Origin of the sequence: Rhizobium sp. Nf11,1, from assembly GCF_050587665.1 — a bacterium.
In the GTDB taxonomy this organism is placed as follows: Bacteria; Pseudomonadota; Alphaproteobacteria; order Rhizobiales; family Rhizobiaceae; genus Rhizobium.
In genome coordinates this window covers 48525-69483 of sequence record NZ_JBOBHU010000015.1, presented here as the reverse complement: position 1 = coordinate 69483, position 20959 = coordinate 48525, and the positions used below count along the sequence as shown (strand labels likewise).

Here is a 20959-nt window from a genome sequence, read left to right as displayed (position 1 = left end):
ATCTTACGCGGCCAATCTCTGCCGCTCACGCTGAATGACCTCGGAGGCCAGTTGCAGATAGGCCTGGCTACCCGCGCATTTCAGATCATAGAGAATAGCGGGCTTGCCGTAGGACGGCGCCTCGGACACCCGGACGTTTCGGGGGATTAACGTATGATAAACCTTTTCCCCGAGATGCGTCCGCACATCATTCACCACCTGCTGGGCCAAATTGTTGCGCGCATCGAACATCGTCAGGACGATGCCCTGGATATCCAGCCGCGGATTTACTGTCCGACGAACCTGGCTGACGGTTTCGAGCAGCTGGCTCAACCCCTCCAACGCGAAGAATTCGCATTGCAGCGGCACCAGCACCGAATGGGCGGCAGCCATGGCATTCATCGTCAGCAGATTGAAAGAGGGCGGGCAATCGAGAAGAATATAGGAGAATGCCATAGCCTCGGGAGATGACAGGGCCTTCCGCAATTTAAAAACCCGATCGCTCTGCTGCGAGATTTCCATCTCGATACCGAGCAGATCCATGGTCGAAGGAACGATGAAGAGGTTGGGAACGGCTGTTTCCAGCGTCACGTCGCTGATCCCGCGCTCACCGACCATCAGATCGTAGGAGGAAAGCTTTCGATCGCGGCGGTCGATACCGAGGCCGGTGCTGGCATTGCCCTGAGGATCCAGATCGACGATCAGAACCCGCTCGCCAATAGCGGCCAGCGCCGTTGCCAGATTGATTGCCGTGGTCGTCTTGCCAACGCCACCTTTCTGATTTGCGATGGTTATTATCCGATGTCGTTCGCCAGCCATTGCTGCAATATCCGATCTGTTAAACCAAGCGCCGGAGATTCGATATTTCCAAAATCACAGATTCTTGCTCAACGGCGCTCTTGTGTTCTACCAGATCGAATTGCCACCGGCCACGGGCTTCGGCTATTTCCCTCAGGTAATCCCGGCCTTTGTGAAAAAAGCTCCGACAATTTTCTTTGTCGAGCATCCAAGGGGCCGAATAGCCGATCAGCCCATCAAGATCGGCAAGAGCTCGCGCCGAAATCGCGTCGCAATCGCCGATCTCGCTATAAGCGCCTTCGATTCGACTGGCGTGAACGCTCCCTCGGGCATCTGTTTCCCGCAGGGCCGTTCGCAAAAACGCAGCCTTCTTATGATTGCTCTCGACAAGATGTACCCATCCCGCTTGCAGTTCTGCCAGAAAGATGGCGGTGATAACGCCGGGAAAGCCGCCACCACTGCCGAGGTCGACCCAAGTGACGGGCTGCGGGTAGATCTGAAAGATCTGACTGCTGTCGGCAATATGGCGGCGCCACAGCGCATCGAGTGTTGATGGCGCCACCAGATTGATCGCTTTTGCCCATTTCTGAAATAGCGTCGCGAAATGTTGAAGTCGTTCCTGTGTTTCACGTGAAACACGCAAACCGTTCAGTTCCATTCTCAGGGACTTTCAAAATCTTGGGTCAGGCGCTCTGCCGCGCGATTCCGTGTTGCCGACGCAGGTGCACGAGCAGCAGCGCGATGGCGGCGGGTGTCATACCCTCGACAATTGCTGCCTGCGCAACGTTAAACGGACGAGCAGCGCTGAGCTTCGCCTTAAGTTCGTTCGAAAGGCCCGAGAGCGCATCATAATCAAAATTCGCTGGTATCAGCCGCTCCTCGTCGCGCTGCTGATCGGCAATCGCCGCCGCCTGCCGATCGAGGTAGACCGAGTAGCCCGCCTCAATTTCGAGCGCCTCCGCGACTTTTGGCCGGAGCCTATCTAGGTCCTCCGGCCAGACCTGTCGAAGCGCGGCGAAATCATAGGCCGGATAGGACAAGAGATCGTAGGCCGTCCGGCGCTGGCCATCGAGGTTGATGTTCAAGCCCGCCCGTCGCGCCTCATTTGGCGTCAGCGTCAGCGCCATCAGCCGGGCGCGACCAGCGTCAATCTCAGACTGATAGGCCGTGAAGCGCTCGGCGCGCTCGGCGCCCACACATCCAAGCTCCATAGCCAGTGGTGTCAGCCGCATATCGGCGTTGTCGGCACGCAAGGTCAGGCGATACTCTGCACGCGACGTAAACATTCGATACGGTTCCGTAACACCACGCGACGTCAGGTCGTCGATCATCACGCCGATATAGGAGCTTGTGCGGCTAAAATGGAACGGTTCCGAATCGGAACTCCGCAAGGCGGCATTCAATCCCGCTGCCAATCCCTGGGCCGCTGCCTCTTCATAACCGGTGGTGCCATTGATCTGTCCCGCGAGGAACAGGCCTCGCAGTCGCTTGACCTCAAGGGACGGAGTAAGCTCTCTTGGATCGACGTGATCATACTCGATGGCATAACCTGGCTGCAGTATCCTAGCCGTTTCGAGGCCCGGAATGGTCTTGATAAAAGCGGCTTGAACTTCGGCCGGCAGCGAGGTCGAAATGCCGTTCGGATAAACCCTGTCGTCATCCAGCCCTTCCGGTTCAAGAAAGATCTGATGCCCGTCGCGCTCTCCGAACTTCACAAGCTTGTCTTCGATTGACGGACAATAACGTGGACCGACGCCTTCAATCTGCCCGGAATACATCGCCGAGCGCTTGATATTTTCGACAATGATGCGGTGTGTCGCCTCGGTGGTCCTGGTGACTCCGCATTCAACCTGCCGTGTGGTGATCGTATCGGTCATGAAGGAAAAAGGCACAAGTTCCTGATCCGCACCCTGTCGGCCGACGGATTGCCAGTCGATCGTCTTGCCATCCAGCCGGGCCGGCGTTCCGGTTTTCAGCCGTCCGAGCCGGAGCCCCAACCGCGCCAGGGTGGCAGACAGGCCGATCGACGGCGCTTCGCCGACACGACCAGCGGGCGTCTTTTCAGAGCCGATATGAATAAGGCCGCGCAGGAAGGTGCCGGTTGTCAAGACCACGGCCGGCGCCTGCAGCCGTCGGCCGTCTTTCATGATGACCCCAGCAACACGGCCATCGAGCACATCGAGATCAAATGCGTCGCCCTCGATAATGTCCAAGCCTGCCGTCGCTTCGATTGCGGCGAGCATCGCCAGCCGGTAAAGCTTTCGATCTGCCTGGGTCCGTGGACCCCGCACAGCCGCACCCTTTTTGCGGTTCAGCATTCTGAACTGGATGCCAGCAACATCGGCAACCCGGCCCATCAGGCCATCCATCGCGTCGATCTCACGAACCAGATGTCCCTTTCCCAGCCCGCCGATCGCCGGATTGCAGGACATGACCCCAATTGTGTCTCGCCTATGGGTAACGAGCGCGGTTTTCGCACCGAGGCGCGCAGCCGCACTGGCCGCCTCGGTTCCTGCATGGCCGCCGCCGATGACGATCACATCATAGCCACTGTCGGTCATATCAAAACTCCAAAACAGCAAGACTTCACGTGAACCTGAGGGCGCGCCGCCGGTAAAGGTTTCACGTGAATCACTTGCCGATGCAAAACTCCGAGAAGATCACGTCGAGCAGCTGTTCGACGTCCACCCGCCCGGTAATTCGTCCCAGGTATTCAGCCGCAAGCCGAAGCTGTTCGGTGCGCAGTTCAAGGTCTGCGTCAATCTCCGAGATTGCCGCGTCGAGTGCTGCCAAACATTTCGTCAGCGAATCCTTATGCCGCTGCCGGCTGGGGATGGCCAGAGACAGACCACTGAAACGCTCGGCGACAATGCGGCCGATCAGCTGGCGCAACTCCGACAGACCGTCACCGGTCAGCGTCGAAATCTGCAGGTCATAGCGATCCGAGCCAGTCTCAACGAGATCCTTCTTCGTTCCGACAGTAACATGGGGCAAAGTCTGCTCCAAGTCGCCGGGAATCGTCGGATTGCTCATGTCGACCAACAGCAGCGCAAGATCGGCATCACGAAGCGCAACACGCGCGCGCCGCACGCCCTCCATTTCCACCCGGTCGTCCGCCTGGCGCAGACCGGCGGTGTCATAGAGTTTGACAAGATAGCCGTCAATATCGAGATCGACCTGCAGCACATCGCGGGTCGTTCCGGCAATGTCGGTGACGATCGCAACGTCACGCCGGGCCAAGGCGTTCAACAGGCTTGATTTTCCGGCATTCGGAGCGCCCGCGATCACCACTTTAAAGCCGTCCCTGATGATTTCGCCCGCCGAGGCCGATTTGAGATGAAGGCCGATATCGTCGCGAAGCACCTTCATATCGGCCCACACCATGTCCGAGACGGAGCCTGGAACGTCGTCTTCGTCGGGAAAATCGAGCTCCGCCTCGATCAGGGCCCGAGCCCGGGTTAATCGTTCCGCCCACGAATCGTAAATCGCCGAGACGCCGCCGGCGCTCTGCTCCACGGCAAGACGGCGCTGCATCTCGGTTTCGGCGCCGATCAAATCGGCGAGCCCCTCAACCTCGACAAGATCAAGCTTGCCATTTTCGAAGGCCCGCCGCGAAAACTCGCCTTCATGGGCCATACGAACACCTGGAATACCGCCAAGTTCGGAGAACAATGCCGCCAACACGGCCTTACTGCCGTGGATCTGCAACTCGGCCACATCGTCGCCGGTGAAAGAATGCGGGGCGGGAAAAAACAGCACTAGGCCATTGTCGATCGGTTCGTTGTTACGAGTCCGAATCGTTCGGTAGGACGCCGCTCGGTCAACCGGTACGGGTCCAGCCAGCCGGATCAATATATCTCTGGTCAGCGGACCGCTGATGCGGACGACCGAAACACCCGAGGGCGGAGGACCGCTCGAAAGCGCATAGATTGTATCATTCGACATGGCCATGCGGTCCGGTTTTTCTGTTCGAGTCCGAATCGAGTCCCTTAAACAAAAAGCTGGCGACATCGAGACGATGCGCCAGCTCTCATCAGCGGAATCCGGCTAAGGATCAGGTGTTCATCGAGTCGAAGAAGTCCGAATTGTTCTTCGTCTGTTTGAGTTTGTCGATCAGGAATTCGATCGCGTCGGTAGTGCCCATCGGCGCGAGAATACGACGCAGAACGAAAATCTTCTGCAGATCCTGGCGCGGAACAAGAAGGTCTTCCTTACGCGTGCCGGACTTCAGAATATCCATCGCCGGGAAGATGCGCTTGTCGGCAACCTTGCGGTCAAGGACGATTTCGGAGTTGCCGGTACCCTTGAACTCTTCAAAGATAACTTCGTCCATGCGGCTGCCGGTATCGATCAACGCAGTCGCGATGATCGTCAGGGAACCGCCTTCCTCGATATTGCGCGCGGCGCCGAAGAAGCGCTTCGGCCGCTGCAGCGCGTTGGCGTCCACGCCGCCCGTCAGAACCTTGCCGGAGGAGGGAACGACCGTGTTATAGGCGCGGCCAAGGCGTGTAATCGAATCGAGCAGGATGACGACGTCGCGCCCGTGCTCGACCAGACGCTTTGCTTTTTCGATGACCATTTCGGCCACCTGGACGTGACGCACTGCCGGCTCGTCGAAGGTCGAGGAGATAACCTCGCCGCGGACCGAGCGCTGCATGTCGGTCACTTCTTCGGGACGCTCGTCGATCAGAAGAACGATGAGATAACATTCCGGATGGTTGGCCGTGATCGAATGGGCGATGTTCTGGAGAAGCACGGTCTTACCGGTGCGCGGAGGCGCGACGATCAGTCCGCGCTGGCCCTTGCCGAGCGGCGCCACCAAGTCGATCACGCGCGGCGACAGATCCTTGGAGGTCGGGATCTCGAGTTCCATCTTGAAGCGCTCATTCGGGTAGAGCGGCGTCAGGTTGTCGAAATGAACCTTATGACGAATCTTTTCCGGATCGTCGAAATTGATGGTGTTGACCTTGAGCAGCGCGAAATAACGCTCGCCTTCCTTTGGCCCGCGGATCGGTCCCTCGACCGTGTCGCCGGTTTTCAACGAGAAACGGCGGATCTGTGACGGCGAGATGTAGATGTCGTCGGGACCGGGCAGGTAGTTTGCATTCGCCGAACGCAGGAAGCCGAAGCCGTCCTGCAGCACCTCGACGACCCCTTCGCCGATGATTTCCACATCCTGGCTGGCAAGCATTTTGAGGATCGCAAACATCAGCTCCTGCTTGCGCATCGTGCTTGCATTCTCGACCTCGAGCGATTCGGCGAAAGCCAGAAGATCCGTCGGGGATTTGCTCTTAAGTTCCTGAAGCTTCATTTCAGCCATGAAGTGACCAATACTCTTTTCAATTTCGAAGGGGAAAGGCGATGTTGGGTCGTATTCGGTACTGCGAAAGGGGCTCGCAGACGACTGAAATCTACACACATGCCACGTAGATGAGATGCGCGGAAAATAGCGACTCGTTATCGCCGCCGCAAGGGGGCTGCTTAAAATGAAGCAAATTTAACCTGAGGGAGGATTTCTCGTCAGAATGGCTTCACCACGACGAGGATCACGATCGCGATCATCAGCAAAGTCGGCGCCTCGTTCATGAACCTCCAGTAGCGCGCGGAACGGTGATTTTCGTCCCGCTCGAAGGCGCGCACGGCGCTGCTGAAGAACATATGGATCCCGGTCAGCAGCACGACAAGCCCGATTTTTGCATGCAGCCAGCCGCCCTGGAACCCGTAGACCGACCAGGCGAGATATAGACCGAAGATCCAGGTCAGCATCATCGCCGGCGTCATGATGATGCGAAGCAGCCGGCGCTCCATTACCTTGAAGGTTTCCGACTGCACCGAGCCTGGTTCGGCGTCGGTATGGTAGATGAACAACCGCGGCATATAGAACAGTCCTGCCATCCAGGAGATGACCGCGATGATATGAAGCGCCTTGATCCAGAGATAGAGATTGTCGGGATTCCAGGCGAACAGCCCAACCGCGATCAGCGCGAAGAAGACCAGCGCAAAATGCGCGCGGCGCCGTGCGTAAGCGCCGGCTCTACGGTCCGTCTGTTTTTCCATCGTCACGTCTGGGCCATCCGTGAACCCCGCACGCGTTCAACCAGCAAACGCACATGTTCAGGGTCGGCCTGCGGCGTGATGCCGTGACCGAGATTGAAGATAAGCGGCCCATTGCCGAGATGATTCAGAATATCGTCGATACCCTCTTCCAGCGCCCGGCCGCCGGCAACGACGCGCATCGGGTCGAGATTGCCCTGAACCGGACCATCCTTCTGAAGTTCGGCCGCAAAGGCCAATGGGACCGACCAGTCGAGACCGATCGCATCCGCTCGGGTCTTCTGACGATAGGTTTTCAACTGGTAGCCCGCACCCTTGGCGAAGGCGATGATGCGCGCCTGCGGCCGCCGCGCCTTGATCGAGGCAATCATTCGTGCAACCGGCTTGACAGCGAAGGCGTCGAACTCTTTCTCACCGAGAACACCCGCCCAGGAATCGAAAATCTGCACGGCATCGGCGCCGGCATCGATCTGCGCCACGAGATAATCGGCCGAAACGTCGGCAAGCAGCATCAGCAGCTGCTCGAAGGCGCGGGGATGTTTATAGGCGAAGAGACGGGCAGGGGCCTGATCCGGGGTGCCATGGCCGGCGATCATATAGGTCGCAACCGTCCAAGGCGCGCCACAGAAACCGAGCAGAGTCGTCTCTTCAGGCAATTCCTCCCGCAACCGCCGTACCGTTTCCAGCACCGGTCTGAGGTAATCGACAACCTCGTCGCCATTCAATCTGCCGATGCCTGCTTCATCGATCGGATCCATTTCCGGTCCATGGCCTTCAGTGAAACGAACATTCCGCTTCATCGCGTCGGGAATGACGAGGATGTCGGAAAACAGGATCGCTGCATCAAAGCCATAGCGGCGGATCGGCTGCAATGTCACTTCGACGGCGTGATCGGGCGTGTAGCAGAGATCGAGGAAGCTTCCGGCCTTTGCCCGGGTCTCCCTATATTCCGGCAGATAGCGTCCTGCCTGTCTCATCAGCCAGAGAGGAGGAGGAAAAACGCTTTCGCCGTCGAGAACCCTCATGATCTTTCGCCGCCTATCGCTCAAGCGCGTCTTCCCTATAAAAAATCAAAGATATTTTAAAAGGTTTCTATTTCTTAGAGTCGGTGTCTATCAAGGATTAAAATCCATCCACCGCCGATGCCATTTGTCGCGCGTTCGACGACGAACTCGAAAGAATTTCTCCATTCCTGTCAAATTCCGGGGAGAATCCGAATCCGAAAGCGATTCCAAATCCTTGCCAGAGGACGATTTTTTTCGTGCCTGTGGATAGACTGTGGGCCGCTGGACGACAAGTCGATTTCATCCCCAGCCTCCACAGAAGCGGCCGAAACCGGTCCGGAAAATTCGAAATGTGGATAAGCAGGCATGTTTTCCCTTGCCCGAGACAGCCTCACCGCCTTAGCTCTCCATCATCCAGTCTTTTCAACAGGCAGCGGAAAATAACGTGGAGAACAGAACGAACTTCTTTCATCTGCACCTGATTTCTGACTCGACCGGAGAGACTCTCATCTCCGCCGGTCGCGCCGCTTCGGCGCAGTTCAGATCCGCCCAGCCGATCGAACATGTCTATCCGCTGATCCGCAATCGCAAACAGCTGCTGCCGGTTTTGCAGGCGATCGATGACGCGCCGGGGATCGTGCTCTACACCATTGTCGACCGCGATCTGGCGAACCTGATCGACGAACGCTGCGTCGAGATGGGTGTCGCCTCGGTCAATGTGCTGGAGCCGGTCATGAATGCGTTCCAGATCTATCTGGGCGCCCCGTCTCGCCGCCGGGTCGGGGCCCAGCATGTGATGAATGCCGGCTACTTCGCCCGCATCGAGGCGTTGAACTTCACCATGGATCATGACGACGGCCAGATGCCGGACGATTACAACGACGCGGATGTTGTCATCATCGGCATCAGCCGGACATCGAAGACGCCGACCAGCATCTATCTCGCCAATCGCGGCATCAAGACGGCGAACATCCCGATCGTCTACGGCGTGCCCCTGCCGGAGAGCCTGCTCGTAGCGACAAAACCGCTGATCGTCTGCCTGATCGCCACCACCGACCGCATTTCCCAAGTCCGGGAAAATCGGGTGCTCGGGACGACGCAAGGTTTCGACCGCGAGCACTACACCGATCGAGCCACGATCTCGGAAGAGCTGAAATATGCCCGCTCCCTCTGCGCCCGCCACGGATGGCCGCTGATCGACGTTACGCGCCGCTCAATCGAGGAAACGGCGGCCGCCATTGTTGCCCTCCGCCCGAAGCTGCGTTAAGCGCTGACAAAAAGCCGCGAGTGGGAGAAACCATGACACCGAAACTCATCCTTGCATCGTCGAGCCCTTTTCGGCGGATGCTGATGGAAAATGCCGGTCTCTCCTTTGAGGCACATCCCGCGGAGATCGACGAAAGGGCGGTTGAGGCGCCGCTCGAAAAAGCCGGTGCGAAGCCGGACACCGTCGCCTGCATCCTGGCCAAGGCTAAAGCCGAAGATGTCAGCGCCCGTTTCCCCGAGGCTCTCGTCATCGGTTCGGATCAGACGATGTCGCTCGGCGACCGCGTTTTTCACAAACCGAAGGACATGGCCGACGCCGCGAACCACCTTCGCGCTCTGTCGGCCACCACCCACCGGCTGAACAGCGCCATCGCGATCGTCCGCGACGGCGCCGTCTTGTGGGAGCATATCGGCCATGCCGAACTGACAATGCGATCCTTGACGGAAGATTTCATCGCCAGGCACCTGGCGCGGGTGGGCAAACGGGCGCTTTCCAGCGTCGGCGCCTATCAGCTGGAAGGTGAGGGCGTTCAACTCTTCGAGAAGATCGAGGGCGACTATTTCACCATACTCGGGCTGCCGATGCTTCCGCTCCTGGGAAAATTGCGAGAATTCGGGGCGATCGATGGATGATTCACGTGAAACACTGGGGCCGAATGCATTTGTCACGGGCTTTCCCATCAAGCATTCGCGCTCACCGCTGATACATGGATACTGGCTGAAGACGCTTGGCCTCCCTGGCAGCTACCGCGCCCACGAGGTGACACCCGATGCCTTTCCCGATTTCATTGCCTCGCTGAAGGATGGCAGCTCCGGCTTTATCGGAGGCAATGTCACCATCCCCCACAAGGAACTTGCCTTCCGGCTCGCCGACAAGCCGGACGATCTGGCGCATGAACTCGGCGCCTCGAATACGCTCTGGTTGGAGGATGGTCTCCTGCATGCCACCAATACCGACGGCCGCGGCTTCACCGCCAATCTCGACGAGCGCCATTCCGGCTGGGACCGTCATGATACGGCCGTGGTCTTCGGTGCCGGCGGCGCGAGTCGGGCGATCATCCAGGCCGTCCGCGACCGTGGCTTCAGGGAAATCCACGTCGTCAACCGCACCGTCGAACGTGCGCGAGAGCTGGCCGATCGCTTCGGTCCGAGAGTTCGAGCCCATCCGGTGGGCGCGCTTGCCGAAGTCATGCATGGCGCTGGCCTCTTCATCAACACGACCTCGCTCGGCATGGATGGCGAAGCGGCGCCGTCGATCGATTTTGCGCCGCTCGCAACGGATGCCGTCGTCACCGATATCGTCTACATCCCCTTGAAGACACCGATCCTGAGACAGGCGGAAGAGCAGGGACTCTCGGTCGTCGACGGTCTCGGCATGCTGCTGCATCAGGCTGTTCCCGGTTTCGAAAAATGGTTCGGCAAGCGTCCGGTCGTCGACGCGGCGCTGCGCGCTTTGATTATTGCCGACATGGAAGTCCATTGATGCTGAAGATCGGACTCACCGGCTCAATCGGAATGGGAAAATCGACGGTCGGCAAACTCTTCGCCGAGGCCGGAATCCCCTTGAATGACTCCGACGCCGTGGTCCATGACCTCTACGCCGGCGAGGCAGCACCGCTTGTGGATGCCGCTTTCCCCGGCACGATGAAGGATGGAGCGGTTGACCGGCAGGAGCTGGGCCGCCAGCTCGCGCTCGATCCCGAAGGCTTCAAGCGCCTCGAAGCGATCGTCCATCCGCTGGTGCGCAAACGGGAAACGGAATTTCTGGAGCGACAGCAGGCAGCCGGCGCCGAAATGGTCCTGCTCGATATTCCGCTGCTCTTCGAAACCGGCGCCTGGGAGAGAGTGGACGTCATCGTTGTCGTCAGCACCGATCCACAGATTCAGCGTCAGAGGGTGCTTGCGCGCGACGACATGACGGAAGAAAAATTCGACATGATTCTCTCTCGCCAGACGCCGGATGCGGAAAAACGGCGCCGCGCCGATTATCTGGTCGACACCAGCCACAGCATTGCGGAGACCAGGGCGCGGGTACTTGAGATCGTCGCCGAGCTGAAAATGCGGATTGCCAATGGAGATTTCCGGAATGCGTGAGATCATCTTCGATACGGAAACCACCGGCCTCGACAACCGCGCCGACCGTATCATCGAAATCGGCGGCATCGAGCTCTTCAACCATTTTCCGACTGGCAACACGCTGCATATCTACATCAATCCGGGAGACCAGAAGGTTCATCCGGATGCACTTGCGGTGCACGGCATCACCGATGAATTCCTGAAGGACAAGAAGCCTTTCGCCGAGGTGGCCGAGGAAATCCTCGCCTTCTTCGGCGACGGCAAATGGATCGCCCATAACGCCACTTTCGATATGGGCTTCATCAACGCTGAATTCGCGCGGCTCGGTTTGCCGCCGATCCTGCCGGACAAGGTCATCGATACGCTGTCGATGGCGCGGCGCAAGCACCCGATGGGACCGAATTCGCTCGACGCGCTCTGCCGGCGTTACGGCATCGACAACTCGCACCGTACCAAACACGGGGCGCTGCTCGACTCCGAACTATTGGCCGAAGTCTATATCGAGATGATCGGTGGCAGACAGGCTGCGTTCGGCCTGAGCATATCGGGTCAACCCGGCCAGGCGGCCCGCGGTGAAATGGCGATCGAAGATGATATGGCGTTTGCCGCGGCGCTCGAACGCCCTCGTCCGCTTGGCTCGCGGCTCAGCCAGTCCGAAGCGCAGGCGCATGAGGCGCTGGTCGCCAAGCTCGGCGAAAAGGGCATCTGGGCGAAATACGCCCGCCCGAATTGAAAATGCCCGGGACCGGCCCGGGCATCCGCATGTCAGAATCCAAAGATTCGATCAGTTCGGAACGGCCTGAACCTTGGCGCGGGCCTGTTCTTCGGCAACTCGCTGAGCGAACATCTGCGTGAAGTCGATCGGATCGATCATCAGCGGCGGGAAACCGCCGTTACGGGTCACGTCGGCGATGATCTGCCGGGCGAAGGGGAAGAGCATGCGCGGGCACTCGATGAAGAGCACCGGCAGCATGTGCTCCTGCGGGAAACCGGCAACGCGGAAGACGCCACCATAGACGAGCTCCGTATGGAACACCGTCTTGTCGCCATCCTTGGCTTCGGCATTCAGCGACAGCACGACATCGAAATCCGTGTCGGAAAGCGGATTGGCGTTGACGTTCACATTGATGTTGATCGTTGGCGCCTTGTCGCGGGCCTGCAGCGAACGCGGCGCACCCGGATTTTCGAAGGAGAGGTCCTTGGTATATTGCGCAAGGATCGAAAGGGTCGGGTTGGTCGCACCGTTGCTGTTGTTATCGTCTGCCATTGGCTTTTCCTCGAAGGGCATGGGAATGGTGCCGCCATCTAACATTTCGGGGAGGGGCTTACAACCCTGGGCGCAAGCCGCACCCGATCACCGGCAAAGCCTCAGTCCCCGAGATGTTTGCCGGACCATGGCGAGTTGCGATCTGGCTCCCTATGATAGTCCTCCTCGTCGAGATCGACCACCTTCGAATTTGAATTGCGATCGCGGAAGTCGGGTTTCGCGCCATTGGAAAAGCCGCTTGTGGCGTTGACGACGACGAAGCGTTTGGCGATCGACCGCCAGAGGAGATCGCGCACCGGCGGAATGAGAATGAGGATGGCGATGATATCCGTGAGGAAACCGGGAATGATCAGCAGCAGCGCGGCAATCACCGTCATTGCCGGCTTCAGCAGATCACGTCCGGGCATCACGCCGTTCCGCCCTTCGCTCGACATCCGGCGCAGGATGCCGATCCCCTGCCGGCGCAGCAGGACCACGCCGAAGATGAAGCTCGCCATGACGAGCGCAAGCGTCAGCGCCAGGCCGATTGCGCGACCGACAATGACGAAGCCGGCAATTTCGCCAAGCGGCAGCAACAGAATGAAAGCCGGCAGAATTGAAAAACGCATGGTCGTCATGTCCCGGCTTTTGCCGGTCTCCTCGTGGCGCCGGCGAAGATGCCAGCCATCATTTGAATCATCTGTATAGGCGGACTATATGGGAGTACAAATCAGAGATGTTAACGGCGGTTGCGACAGGATATGAGTTCGAACGACTTCATCACATTATTCTTCCTGGTGGCGGCGGTGCTGATCTTCTTTCAGCTCCGCTCCGTGCTCGGGCGCCGCACAGGAAATGAGAAGCCGCCCCGCGATCTCTATAGGCCAAGGGATGCTGCTCCGGCTGAGGCTGCCGACGCCGGCAAGGTCGTGACGCTGCCGCGCCGTGATGCGACGGCCGAGGACGACGATCGCTTCTCTGCCATCGACGCCTTTGCCGCGCCGGGGACCCCGCTCAACGAATCGCTGCGCGCCCTGAATAAGGCCGATTCCTCCTTCAGCCCGAAGGAGTTTCTGAACGGCGCCCGCATGGCCTACGAAATGATCGTCATGGCCTATGCCGATGGCGACCGCAAAACCCTCAAGAACCTTTTGTCCCGTGAGGTTTATGACGGATTCGAGGCGGCGATTGCCGAGCGCGAAGCCCGCGGCGAAAAGGTCAAGTCCACCTTCGTCGGCATCGACAAGGCCGAAATCACCCATGCCGAGACGAAGGGCAGCGAAGCGCAGATCACCGTGCGCATTGTCAGCCAGCTGATCTCGGCGACTTACGACAAGGCTGACGTCCTGATTGAGGGCGACGCCGAAAACGTCGCCGAGGTCAACGACCTCTGGACCTTCGCCCGCGACACCCGCTCGCGTGATCCGAACTGGAAACTTGTGGCGACCGAATCGGAACATGAGTGATCAGGCATCGGACTTCGTCCTGCAGGCCATCAGCTTCGATAATTTGGAAGGCTGGAAGGATGATGATCCCTCCGGCCTTTTTGAAGTGATGCGGCGCTGCCGCCGGCAGATCACCGACGTAAAGCCCTACCGTACTGGCTCGCTCGGCCTGAGCGCCGAGGACCTGCTTCCACTTCTGATGGACGCTGAAAATTTTTCGCCGTCGTCGCCGGCAGCGGCGCGCGCCTATTTCGAGACGCGTTGCCGGCCATTTCTGATCCGCCGCAAGGACGGCAAGTCCGGTTTCGTCACCGCCTTTTACGAGCCGGAGGTCGAGGTATCGGATCGGCAAAACGAGCTCTTCCGTTTTCCCTTCTACAGCCGCCCGAACGATCTGATCGATCTCGATGACAGCAATCGCCCGGCCGAACTGGATGGATCCTATGTTTTCGGCCGCTTGCATGATGATGGCCGCATTGGCGTTTATCCGGATCGCCGCGAGATCGATCAAGGCTTTCTCGCCGGTCGCGGCCTGGAAATCGCCTGGGCGAAATCGAAGGTCGATGTCTTCTTCGTGCATGTGCAGGGTGCCGCGCGCCTGCGTTATCGAGACGGGCGTATCGGCCGCATCACTTACGCGGCAAAGGCAGGGCATCCCTTCTCGGCGATCGGCAAGCTCTTGATCGACCGCGGTGAGATCGACCGCGCCGAGATTTCCATGCAGTCGATCCGCGCCTGGCTGGCCCGCAATCCCGAGCGGGTGGACGAGGTGCTATGGCACAACCGATCCTATATTTTCTTCCGGGAAGCGGCGGTTGCCGATCCTGAAGCGGGTCCGATTGCCGCCGCCAAGGTGCCGCTTCTCGCCGGGCGCTCGCTCGCGGTCGACCGGCTGATCCATACCTTCGGTTTCCCCATTTTCATCCGCGCCGACAGCCTCACCCATCTTGATCGCGGCCGCCCGTTCCGTCGGCTGATGCTGGCGCTCGACACCGGCTCGGCGATCGTCGGGCCGGCGCGCGGCGATATCTTCACCGGTTCGGGGGACTTGGCCGGAGAGCGCGCCGGCACCGTCCGCAACGATGCCGATTTCGTCATCCTCATTCCCAAAGCCGCCGCCGGACGTTTCGACTGATGGCCAGGGATCGCAAGCTCAGCGCCGATGAGAGGATCCTGTGGGGCAAGGTGGCGCGCAGCACGCGGCCGATGCCCGGAAAAGCGAACGAGTTGACCGAGCTTGACGCCTTTCTGGCCGAAGCGGAAGCGGCGGCAGAACGGCAGACAGCCGAAAAGCAGACCTCCGTTGCGCCGACGGCAGCACGGCCGGCCCCACCGTCGACGCCGAGACAGCCGGCGAAGGTGCACCATCCGCTGGAAAGACCGGTGAAGCGCAAAATCGCCAAAGGCCGGCTGGCGCTCGAGGCGCGCATCGACCTGCATGGCCTGGTGCAGAGCGAGGCCCATGTCATCCTGCTCGATTTTTTAATCCGCGCCCATGAACGCGGCATGCGCCATGTGCTTGTTATCACCGGCAAGGGCAGCTCGCTGGGGAGCGAAGGTGCCTTGAAAAGAGCGGTTCCCCTGTGGTTCTCGAAGCCGGAATTCCGCTACCTGATTTCCTCCTATGAGCCAGCCGCACAGCATCATGGCGGTGAGGGAGCGCTCTATATCCGGCTGTCGCGGCGGCATGGGGAAAAGCCATGACACCCTTTGGAGAGGCGGTTCGCAGGCTGAGGGCGCGAAAGGGCGTCTCGCAGAAGGAGATGGCGCAAGCACTGAACGTCTCCCCCGCCTATCTCTCGGCGCTCGAACATGGCAAGCGCGGCCTGCCGACATTCGACCTGCTGCAGCGCATCGCCGGCTACTTCAACATCATCTGGGACGAAGCCGAGGAACTGTTCCTGCTTGCCCGTTCCTCTGACCCGCGCGTTGTCATCGACACGTCGGGCCTGCCGCAGGAATACACCGAATTGGCCAACCGGCTGGCCCGGCGGATCCGCGACCTTGACAGCTCCGAGATCGCCCGGTTATCGGCTGTTCTCGAAAATGGCGGCAAAGGTGACGGAAAAGCGTCATAATCCCCTGTTTTATGGCTTGTTCAGGGGACTTGCCATTGGGAACCGGGCTCAAAAAACCTATATACGAGAGTGAAGAAAGCCGGTGATTCGCAAGGCGCGCCGCCGCTTTACGACAACAGGGAAAATCTCGACAGAATGAGCGATACATCCGCGACGGAAAACGGCGTAAGCACCGAATATGGCGCAGATTCCATCAAGGTCCTGAAGGGCCTCGATGCCGTGCGCAAGCGCCCCGGCATGTATATCGGCGATACCGACGACGGCTCCGGCCTGCATCACATGGTCTATGAGGTCGTCGACAACGCGATCGACGAAGCGCTGGCCGGTCATGCCGACATCGTCACCGTCACCCTCAATCCGGATGGATCGGTAACGGTCACCGATAACGGCCGCGGCATCCCGACGGACATTCATAGCGGCGAAGGCGTGTCGGCCGCCGAAGTCATCATGACGCAGCTGCATGCCGGCGGCAAATTCGACCAGAATTCCTACAAGGTCTCAGGCGGTCTGCATGGCGTCGGCGTTTCCGTCGTCAACGCCCTCTCTGTCTGGCTGAAGCTGAAGATCCGACGCCATGGCAAGATCCATGAAATGAGCTTCACCCATGGCGTGGCCGACGCACCGCTGAAGGTCACGGGCGATGCCCCCGATTCGACCGGCACGGAAGTCAGCTTTATGCCGAGCAGCGAAACCTTCACCATGACCGAATTCGATTACGGTACGCTGGAGCACCGCCTGCGCGAACTCGCCTTCCTGAATTCGGGCGTGCGCATCCTTTTGAGCGACAAGCGTCATTCCGATATCAAGCAGGAAGAAATGCGCTATGACGGCGGCCTCGAGGCCTTCGTCTCCTATCTCGACCGCGCCAAGAAGCCGCTCGTCGACAAACCGGTCGCCATCCGCGGCGAGAAGGACGGCATCACCGTCGAAGTGGCGATGTGGTGGAACGACAGCTATCACGAGAACGTGCTCTGCTTCACCAATAACATTCCCCAGCGTGACGGCGGCACCCATATGGCCGGCTTCCGCGCGGCCTTGACCCGTCAGGTGGTTTCCTATGCCGACAATTCCGGCATCACCAAAAAGGAAAAAGTGACGCTGCAGGGCGAAGACTGCCGCGAAGGCCTGACCGCGGTGCTGTCGGTCAAGGTGCCCGATCCGAAATTCTCGTCGCAGACGAAGGACAAGCTCGTTTCCTCGGAAGTCCGTCCTGTCGTCGAAAGCCTCGTTAATGAGGCGCTGAACACCTGGTTCGAGGAGCATCCGAGCGAAGCCAAGATCCTTGTCGGCAAGGTCGTCGAGGCGGCAGCCGCGCGCGAAGCGGCCCGCAAGGCCCGTGAATTGACCCGCCGCAAGGGTGCGCTCGATATTGCCTCACTACCGGGCAAGCTCGCCGACTGCTCCGAACGCGATCCGGCCAAATCCGAAGTCTTCCTGGTCGAGGGCGATTCCGCCGGCGGGTCGGCCAAGCAGGGCCGGTCGCGCGAAAACCAGGCGATCCTGCCGCTGCGCGGCAAGATCCTGAATGTGGAACGGGCCCGTTTCGACAAGATGCTGTCGAGCCAGGAAATCGGCACGCTGATCACCGCGCTCGGCACCGGCATCGGCAAGGACGAGTTCAACGCCGAAAAGCTGCGATATCACAAGATCATCATCATGACGGACGCCGATGTCGACGGCGCCCACATCCGCACCCTGCTGCTCACCTTCTTCTTCCGGCAGATGCCGGAACTGATCGAGCGCGGCCATCTCTACATCGCTCAGCCGCCGCTCTATAAGGTCGCGCGCGGCAAGTCGGTGCAGTATCTGAAGGATGAGAAGGCGCTCGAGGAATATCTCATCGCCCAGGGTCTGGAGGATGCCGCGTTGAGACTCGGCAGCGGCGAGGTCCGCACCGGACAGGACCTGCGCGAAGTCATCCTCGATGCGCTGCGTATGCGCGCCCTGCTCGACAATCTCCATTCGCGCTACAATCGCGCCGTCGTCGAACAGGCGGCGATCGCCGGCGCGCTCAATGCCGAGTTCGTCAGCGATCAGGCAAGAGCGCAGGCATTGGCGAGCGAGGTCGCAAGCCGTCTCGACATCATTGCCGAAGAGACCGAACGCGGCTGGCAGGGTGACCTGGCGAGCGATGGCGGCCTGCGCCTCGAGCGTATGGTTCGTGGTGTCAAGGAAGTGGTGGTGCTCGACATGGCGCTGATCGGCTCCTCCGATGCCCGCCACATCGACCAGCTGACCGCGCGTCTCAAGGAAATCTATCAGACGCCGCCGTCGCTGCACCGGCGCGAAGGCGACATTGAGATTTCAGGGCCGCGCGCCCTGCTCGATGCGATCTTTGCCAGCGGCCGCAAGGGTCTGACCATGCAGCGCTACAAGGGTCTCGGTGAGATGAATGCCGAACAGCTCTGGGAAACGACGCTCGATCCGAATGTCCGTTCGCTGCTGCAGGTCAAGGTTGCCGATGCCACCGATGCCGACGGCCTCTTCGCTCGCCTGATGGGGGATGAAGTCGAGCCCCGGCGTGAATTCATCCAGGACAACGCGCTCAGCGTCGCCAATCTCGACATCTGATCGAAATGTCTTCAATAAAAGCCCCGCCGTCGCAAGACGGCGGGGCTTTTGCTTGTTCTGTCGCTCAGTTGGCTAGGAAATGGCCGTTGAAGGCAAGGTCGGAGAGCGGCTTGCGCTGGCTCGGGAATTCGCGCGCCTGATTGCGTTCGGAAAGAACGCTCTTGTCGGCCAGACGACCGACGGCAACGCCCGCTTCGATCCGGTAACCCTCGGGGATATCGAAGGTTTTTCTGATTTCATCATGTTTGATGCCGCCCATGCCATGGGCATAGAAGCCGGAAAGGCGCGCTTGCAGCGCCAGGTATCCCCAGGCTGCACCGGCGTCGAAGGAATGGGTGTAGCTCGGCTTTTCCTCGCCGGATCCGGCAACGCCGGTGAAGCTGCGTGAGACAACGAAGATCAATGCCGATGCGTTCTTCGCCCATTCCTGATTGGCGTCGACGAGCAGTGTGACGAATTTCTCCCAGTGCTCCGAGCCCTTGAGGGCATAGATGAAGCGCCAGGGCTGCTGGTTGGAAGAGGAGGGCGCCCAATGGGCGGCTTCGAGCAGGCTGAGCAGCTGTGCCTCATCGATGACTTCGCCGGTAAAGGCGCGGGGCGACCAGCGGTCGAGAAACATCGGATCGATCGGATATTGGGATTCGCGGTTATTGCTCTGCGTCATGCTTGTTCCAGGGTTGGGGCATAAAAATCGTTAAGGTCAATCGGTCCAGACGATGTCGAGTTCCTCGCGGAAGGCGAAACGCTTCAGATGGTCGTCGATCACCCCCTGCATCCTTGCCTGCTGGTCGGGATCGGCAACGGAAAGCGTCATGGTGAGCGCCGCATCGTCGGCGGCGAATATCACCTCGGCGCTTTCGCTGAACGGCACCCGGCCCTTATGCGGATCGAAATCGACGCTGAACTTGTGGCTCCAATGTTTGCAGAGCTGCTGCAGGTAGCGGCTCGCATGTCCGGTGCGCACGACGGCCTTGGAGAGATGCATGTCGAACTCCATCTCATGTTGGACTGAGGCCAAAGTCATATTTCCTGCTTCGCCGTCTTGGCAAGCGCAGCGTCGTCGCAGCTGGGTGAACGGACAGTCTCCATGAGGATCGGCCTTGAGCGCGCGCCAAACCGAAAAAACCAATCGATCTCTGTCCCGTCGACAGACGGGTTGAAAATCGATGCTTTCAACGACCGCGTCTATCCCGCGGCCCTATCGCGCCGGTTTTGCCAGCAAGCAGATCGCCGATGAGAAAGCCTTCGCCGATTTCTTCGATTGGATCGAGCCGCAATTCGAAAACTGGTCTTACCTCTTCGCGGAATACCGGCTTTCGGACTATGCCAATCTGCGCACCTTCTGCCGGCGCATCCTGGATTGGCCGGGCATCGCACGGTGAATCTCGACCATATCAAGCGCGGCTACCACTCGGTCGAAATTCTGAACCCGACGAAAATCGTTCCTGCCGGTCCGGATCTCTCCGAAATTTTCTAGAAACACCGTACCGCTTCCGGGCAAAGCCGTAATGACACCGATGAATAATTCGTTCATAGGTGGCTGCAAATCCGTTTACGATGAGGAGGCATTCCATGAAGCTGATGCGTGTTGGCGAAGCAGGTCGGGAAAAACCGGCGCTTCTCGATGCCGATGGCAAGATTCGCGATCTCTCGGCGCATGTCGCCGACATCGGCGGCGAGGCAATCTCGCCGGCCGGCCTTGCAAGGATCGCGGCGCTCGATCCGAAGAGCCTTCCGGAACTTGCCCCCGGCCGTATCGGCGCCTGCGTCGCCGGCACGGGCAAATTCATCTGCATCGGCCTCAATTTCTCCGACCATGCCGCCGAAACCGGCGCCACCGTACCGCCCGAGCCGGTGATCTTCATGAAGGCGACCTCGGCGATCGTTGGCCCGAACGACACCGTCCTCATCCCGCGCGGTTCCGAAAAGACCGACTGGGAAGTCGAGCTCGGCGTCGTCATCGGCAAGACGGCGAAATATGTCAGCGAAGCCGAGGCGCTCGACTATGTCGCCGGTTATTGTGTGTCGCACGATGTTTCCGAACGCGCCTTCCAGACCGAGCGCGCCGGCCAATGGACCAAAGGCAAGTCCTGCGACACCTTCGGCCCGATCGGCCCTTGGCTGGTCACCAAGGATGAAATCGCCGATCCGCAGAATCTCGGTATGTGGCTAAAGGTCAACGGCCAGACGATGCAGAATGGTTCCTCCAAGACCATGGTCTATGGCGTCGCGCACATCGTTTCCTATCTCAGCCAATTCATGTCGCTGCATCCTGGCGACGTCATCTCGACGGGGACGCCGCCCGGCGTCGGAATGGGCATGAAGCCGCCGCGCTTCCTCAGGAATGGCGATGTCGTCGAGCTCGGCATCGAAGGGCTCGGCAGCCAGAAGCAGAGCTTTGTTGCGGATCGTTAACGACGCTACCTCAGCTGAACCTTAAAC

The 20959-nt window shown here is 59.6% G+C and carries 22 protein-coding genes and 1 pseudogene; 12 read left to right on the top strand and 11 right to left on the bottom strand.

From position 1 onward, the window contains the following. Positions 1-3: 3 nt before the first annotated feature. From ACQ7C1_RS21510 to hemE, 7 genes are all read right to left on the bottom strand, one after another. The gene (locus ACQ7C1_RS21510) at positions 4-798 is read right to left on the bottom strand and encodes a ParA family protein (RefSeq protein ID WP_085779902.1); all 795 of its coding nucleotides are present in this window, start codon (positions 796-798) and stop codon (positions 4-6) included. 19 nt (positions 799-817) lie between these two features. Then, the gene (gene rsmG / locus ACQ7C1_RS21505) at positions 818-1435 is read right to left on the bottom strand and encodes a 16S rRNA (guanine(527)-N(7))-methyltransferase RsmG (RefSeq protein ID WP_430959708.1); all 618 of its coding nucleotides are present in this window, start codon (positions 1433-1435) and stop codon (positions 818-820) included. Positions 1436-1460: 25 nt separating this feature from the next. Further along, entirely contained in the window at positions 1461-3338 is a 1878-nt protein-coding gene (gene mnmG / locus ACQ7C1_RS21500) for a tRNA uridine-5-carboxymethylaminomethyl(34) synthesis enzyme MnmG (RefSeq protein ID WP_430959707.1), read from the bottom strand. 70 nt (positions 3339-3408) lie between these two features. Next, on the bottom strand, positions 3409-4728 hold the full coding sequence (gene mnmE, locus ACQ7C1_RS21495) for a tRNA uridine-5-carboxymethylaminomethyl(34) synthesis GTPase MnmE (protein WP_430959706.1): 1320 nt from the start codon (positions 4726-4728) through the stop codon (positions 3409-3411). 103 nt (positions 4729-4831) lie between these two features. Continuing rightward, a complete protein-coding gene (gene rho, locus ACQ7C1_RS21490) occupies positions 4832-6097 on the bottom strand; it encodes a transcription termination factor Rho (protein WP_003589536.1) in 1266 nt (421 codons plus the stop codon). Positions 6098-6297: 200 nt separating this feature from the next. Further along, entirely contained in the window at positions 6298-6834 is a 537-nt protein-coding gene (gene hemJ / locus ACQ7C1_RS21485; protein WP_097601307.1) for a protoporphyrinogen oxidase HemJ, read from the bottom strand. 2 nt (positions 6835-6836) lie between these two features. Next, complete coding sequence (gene hemE / locus ACQ7C1_RS21480) at positions 6837-7880, bottom strand: uroporphyrinogen decarboxylase (protein ID WP_430959705.1); 1044 nt, start codon at positions 7878-7880, stop codon at positions 6837-6839. Between the two features lie 400 nt (positions 7881-8280). Here hemE and ACQ7C1_RS21475 point away from each other — a divergent pair, with 400 nt between their 5' ends. The 5 genes from ACQ7C1_RS21475 to dnaQ are packed head-to-tail and all read left to right on the top strand — an operon-like array spanning position 8281 to position 11910. Next, positions 8281-9102: a pyruvate, water dikinase regulatory protein gene (locus ACQ7C1_RS21475; protein ID WP_085776422.1), complete on the top strand. Its 822-nt coding sequence runs from the start codon at positions 8281-8283 to the stop codon at positions 9100-9102. 32 nt (positions 9103-9134) lie between these two features. Continuing rightward, positions 9135-9734 carry a Maf-like protein gene (locus tag ACQ7C1_RS21470; RefSeq protein ID WP_097601309.1) on the top strand — a complete coding sequence of 200 codons (600 nt, stop codon included), beginning with the start codon at positions 9135-9137 and terminating at the stop codon, positions 9732-9734. After that, positions 9727-10584: a shikimate dehydrogenase gene (locus ACQ7C1_RS21465; protein ID WP_183705833.1), complete on the top strand. Its 858-nt coding sequence runs from the start codon at positions 9727-9729 to the stop codon at positions 10582-10584. Before ACQ7C1_RS21470 ends, ACQ7C1_RS21465 begins: the two co-directional genes overlap by 8 nt. Continuing rightward, complete coding sequence (coaE, locus tag ACQ7C1_RS21460) at positions 10584-11195, top strand: dephospho-CoA kinase (protein WP_097601311.1); 612 nt, start codon at positions 10584-10586, stop codon at positions 11193-11195. The genes ACQ7C1_RS21465 and coaE overlap by 1 nt, the downstream gene beginning before the upstream one ends. Continuing rightward, positions 11188-11910 carry a DNA polymerase III subunit epsilon gene (dnaQ, locus tag ACQ7C1_RS21455; RefSeq protein ID WP_430959704.1) on the top strand — a complete coding sequence of 241 codons (723 nt, stop codon included), beginning with the start codon at positions 11188-11190 and terminating at the stop codon, positions 11908-11910. The genes coaE and dnaQ overlap by 8 nt, the downstream gene beginning before the upstream one ends. Positions 11911-11961: 51 nt before the next feature. On the opposite strand, the gene secB is transcribed toward dnaQ, so the two are convergent. Together secB and ACQ7C1_RS21445 are read right to left on the bottom strand one after the other, a co-directional pair. Further along, complete coding sequence (gene secB / locus ACQ7C1_RS21450; protein ID WP_011423412.1) at positions 11962-12444, bottom strand: protein-export chaperone SecB; 483 nt, start codon at positions 12442-12444, stop codon at positions 11962-11964. Between the two features lie 101 nt (positions 12445-12545). Continuing rightward, positions 12546-13052: an FxsA family protein gene (locus ACQ7C1_RS21445; RefSeq protein ID WP_430959703.1), complete on the bottom strand. Its 507-nt coding sequence runs from the start codon at positions 13050-13052 to the stop codon at positions 12546-12548. A gap of 132 nt (positions 13053-13184) precedes the next feature. Here ACQ7C1_RS21445 and ACQ7C1_RS21440 point away from each other — a divergent pair, with 132 nt between their 5' ends. The 5 genes from ACQ7C1_RS21440 (at position 13185) to gyrB (ending at position 18517) form a co-directional block, all read left to right on the top strand. Further along, complete coding sequence (locus ACQ7C1_RS21440) at positions 13185-13889, top strand: Tim44/TimA family putative adaptor protein (protein WP_430959702.1); 705 nt, start codon at positions 13185-13187, stop codon at positions 13887-13889. Beyond that, positions 13882-15003: a murein transglycosylase A gene (gene mltA / locus ACQ7C1_RS21435; protein WP_430959701.1), complete on the top strand. Its 1122-nt coding sequence runs from the start codon at positions 13882-13884 to the stop codon at positions 15001-15003. Before ACQ7C1_RS21440 ends, mltA begins: the two co-directional genes overlap by 8 nt. Beyond that, positions 15003-15572, top strand: a complete 570-nt coding sequence (locus tag ACQ7C1_RS21430; protein ID WP_430959700.1) for a Smr/MutS family protein — start codon at positions 15003-15005, stop codon at positions 15570-15572. The genes mltA and ACQ7C1_RS21430 overlap by 1 nt, the downstream gene beginning before the upstream one ends. Continuing rightward, complete coding sequence (locus ACQ7C1_RS21425) at positions 15569-15946, top strand: helix-turn-helix domain-containing protein (protein ID WP_221114434.1); 378 nt, start codon at positions 15569-15571, stop codon at positions 15944-15946. The genes ACQ7C1_RS21430 and ACQ7C1_RS21425 overlap by 4 nt, the downstream gene beginning before the upstream one ends. 135 nt (positions 15947-16081) lie before the next feature. Next, entirely contained in the window at positions 16082-18517 is a 2436-nt protein-coding gene (gene gyrB, locus ACQ7C1_RS21420; protein ID WP_221114433.1) for a DNA topoisomerase (ATP-hydrolyzing) subunit B, read from the top strand. Between the two features lie 64 nt (positions 18518-18581). On the opposite strand, the gene ACQ7C1_RS21415 is transcribed toward gyrB, so the two are convergent. Together ACQ7C1_RS21415 and ACQ7C1_RS21410 are read right to left on the bottom strand one after the other, a co-directional pair. After that, complete coding sequence (locus ACQ7C1_RS21415) at positions 18582-19181, bottom strand: nitroreductase family protein (RefSeq protein WP_430959699.1); 600 nt, start codon at positions 19179-19181, stop codon at positions 18582-18584. 36 nt (positions 19182-19217) lie between these two features. Next, positions 19218-19502 (bottom strand): DUF2218 domain-containing protein, encoded by a 285-nt coding sequence (locus ACQ7C1_RS21410; RefSeq protein ID WP_430959748.1) that lies wholly within the window; start codon positions 19500-19502, stop codon positions 19218-19220. A gap of 134 nt (positions 19503-19636) precedes the next feature. Here ACQ7C1_RS21410 and ACQ7C1_RS21405 point away from each other — a divergent pair. Together ACQ7C1_RS21405 and ACQ7C1_RS21400 are read left to right on the top strand one after the other, a co-directional pair. Continuing rightward, positions 19637-19994 (top strand): annotated as a pseudogene (locus tag ACQ7C1_RS21405) (glutathione S-transferase family protein); the annotation flags it as partial. A 95-nt stretch (positions 19995-20089) separates the two neighbouring features. After that, positions 20090-20932, top strand: a complete 843-nt coding sequence (locus tag ACQ7C1_RS21400) for a fumarylacetoacetate hydrolase family protein (RefSeq protein ID WP_221114431.1) — start codon at positions 20090-20092, stop codon at positions 20930-20932. The last annotated feature ends 27 nt before the right edge of the window (positions 20933-20959 follow it).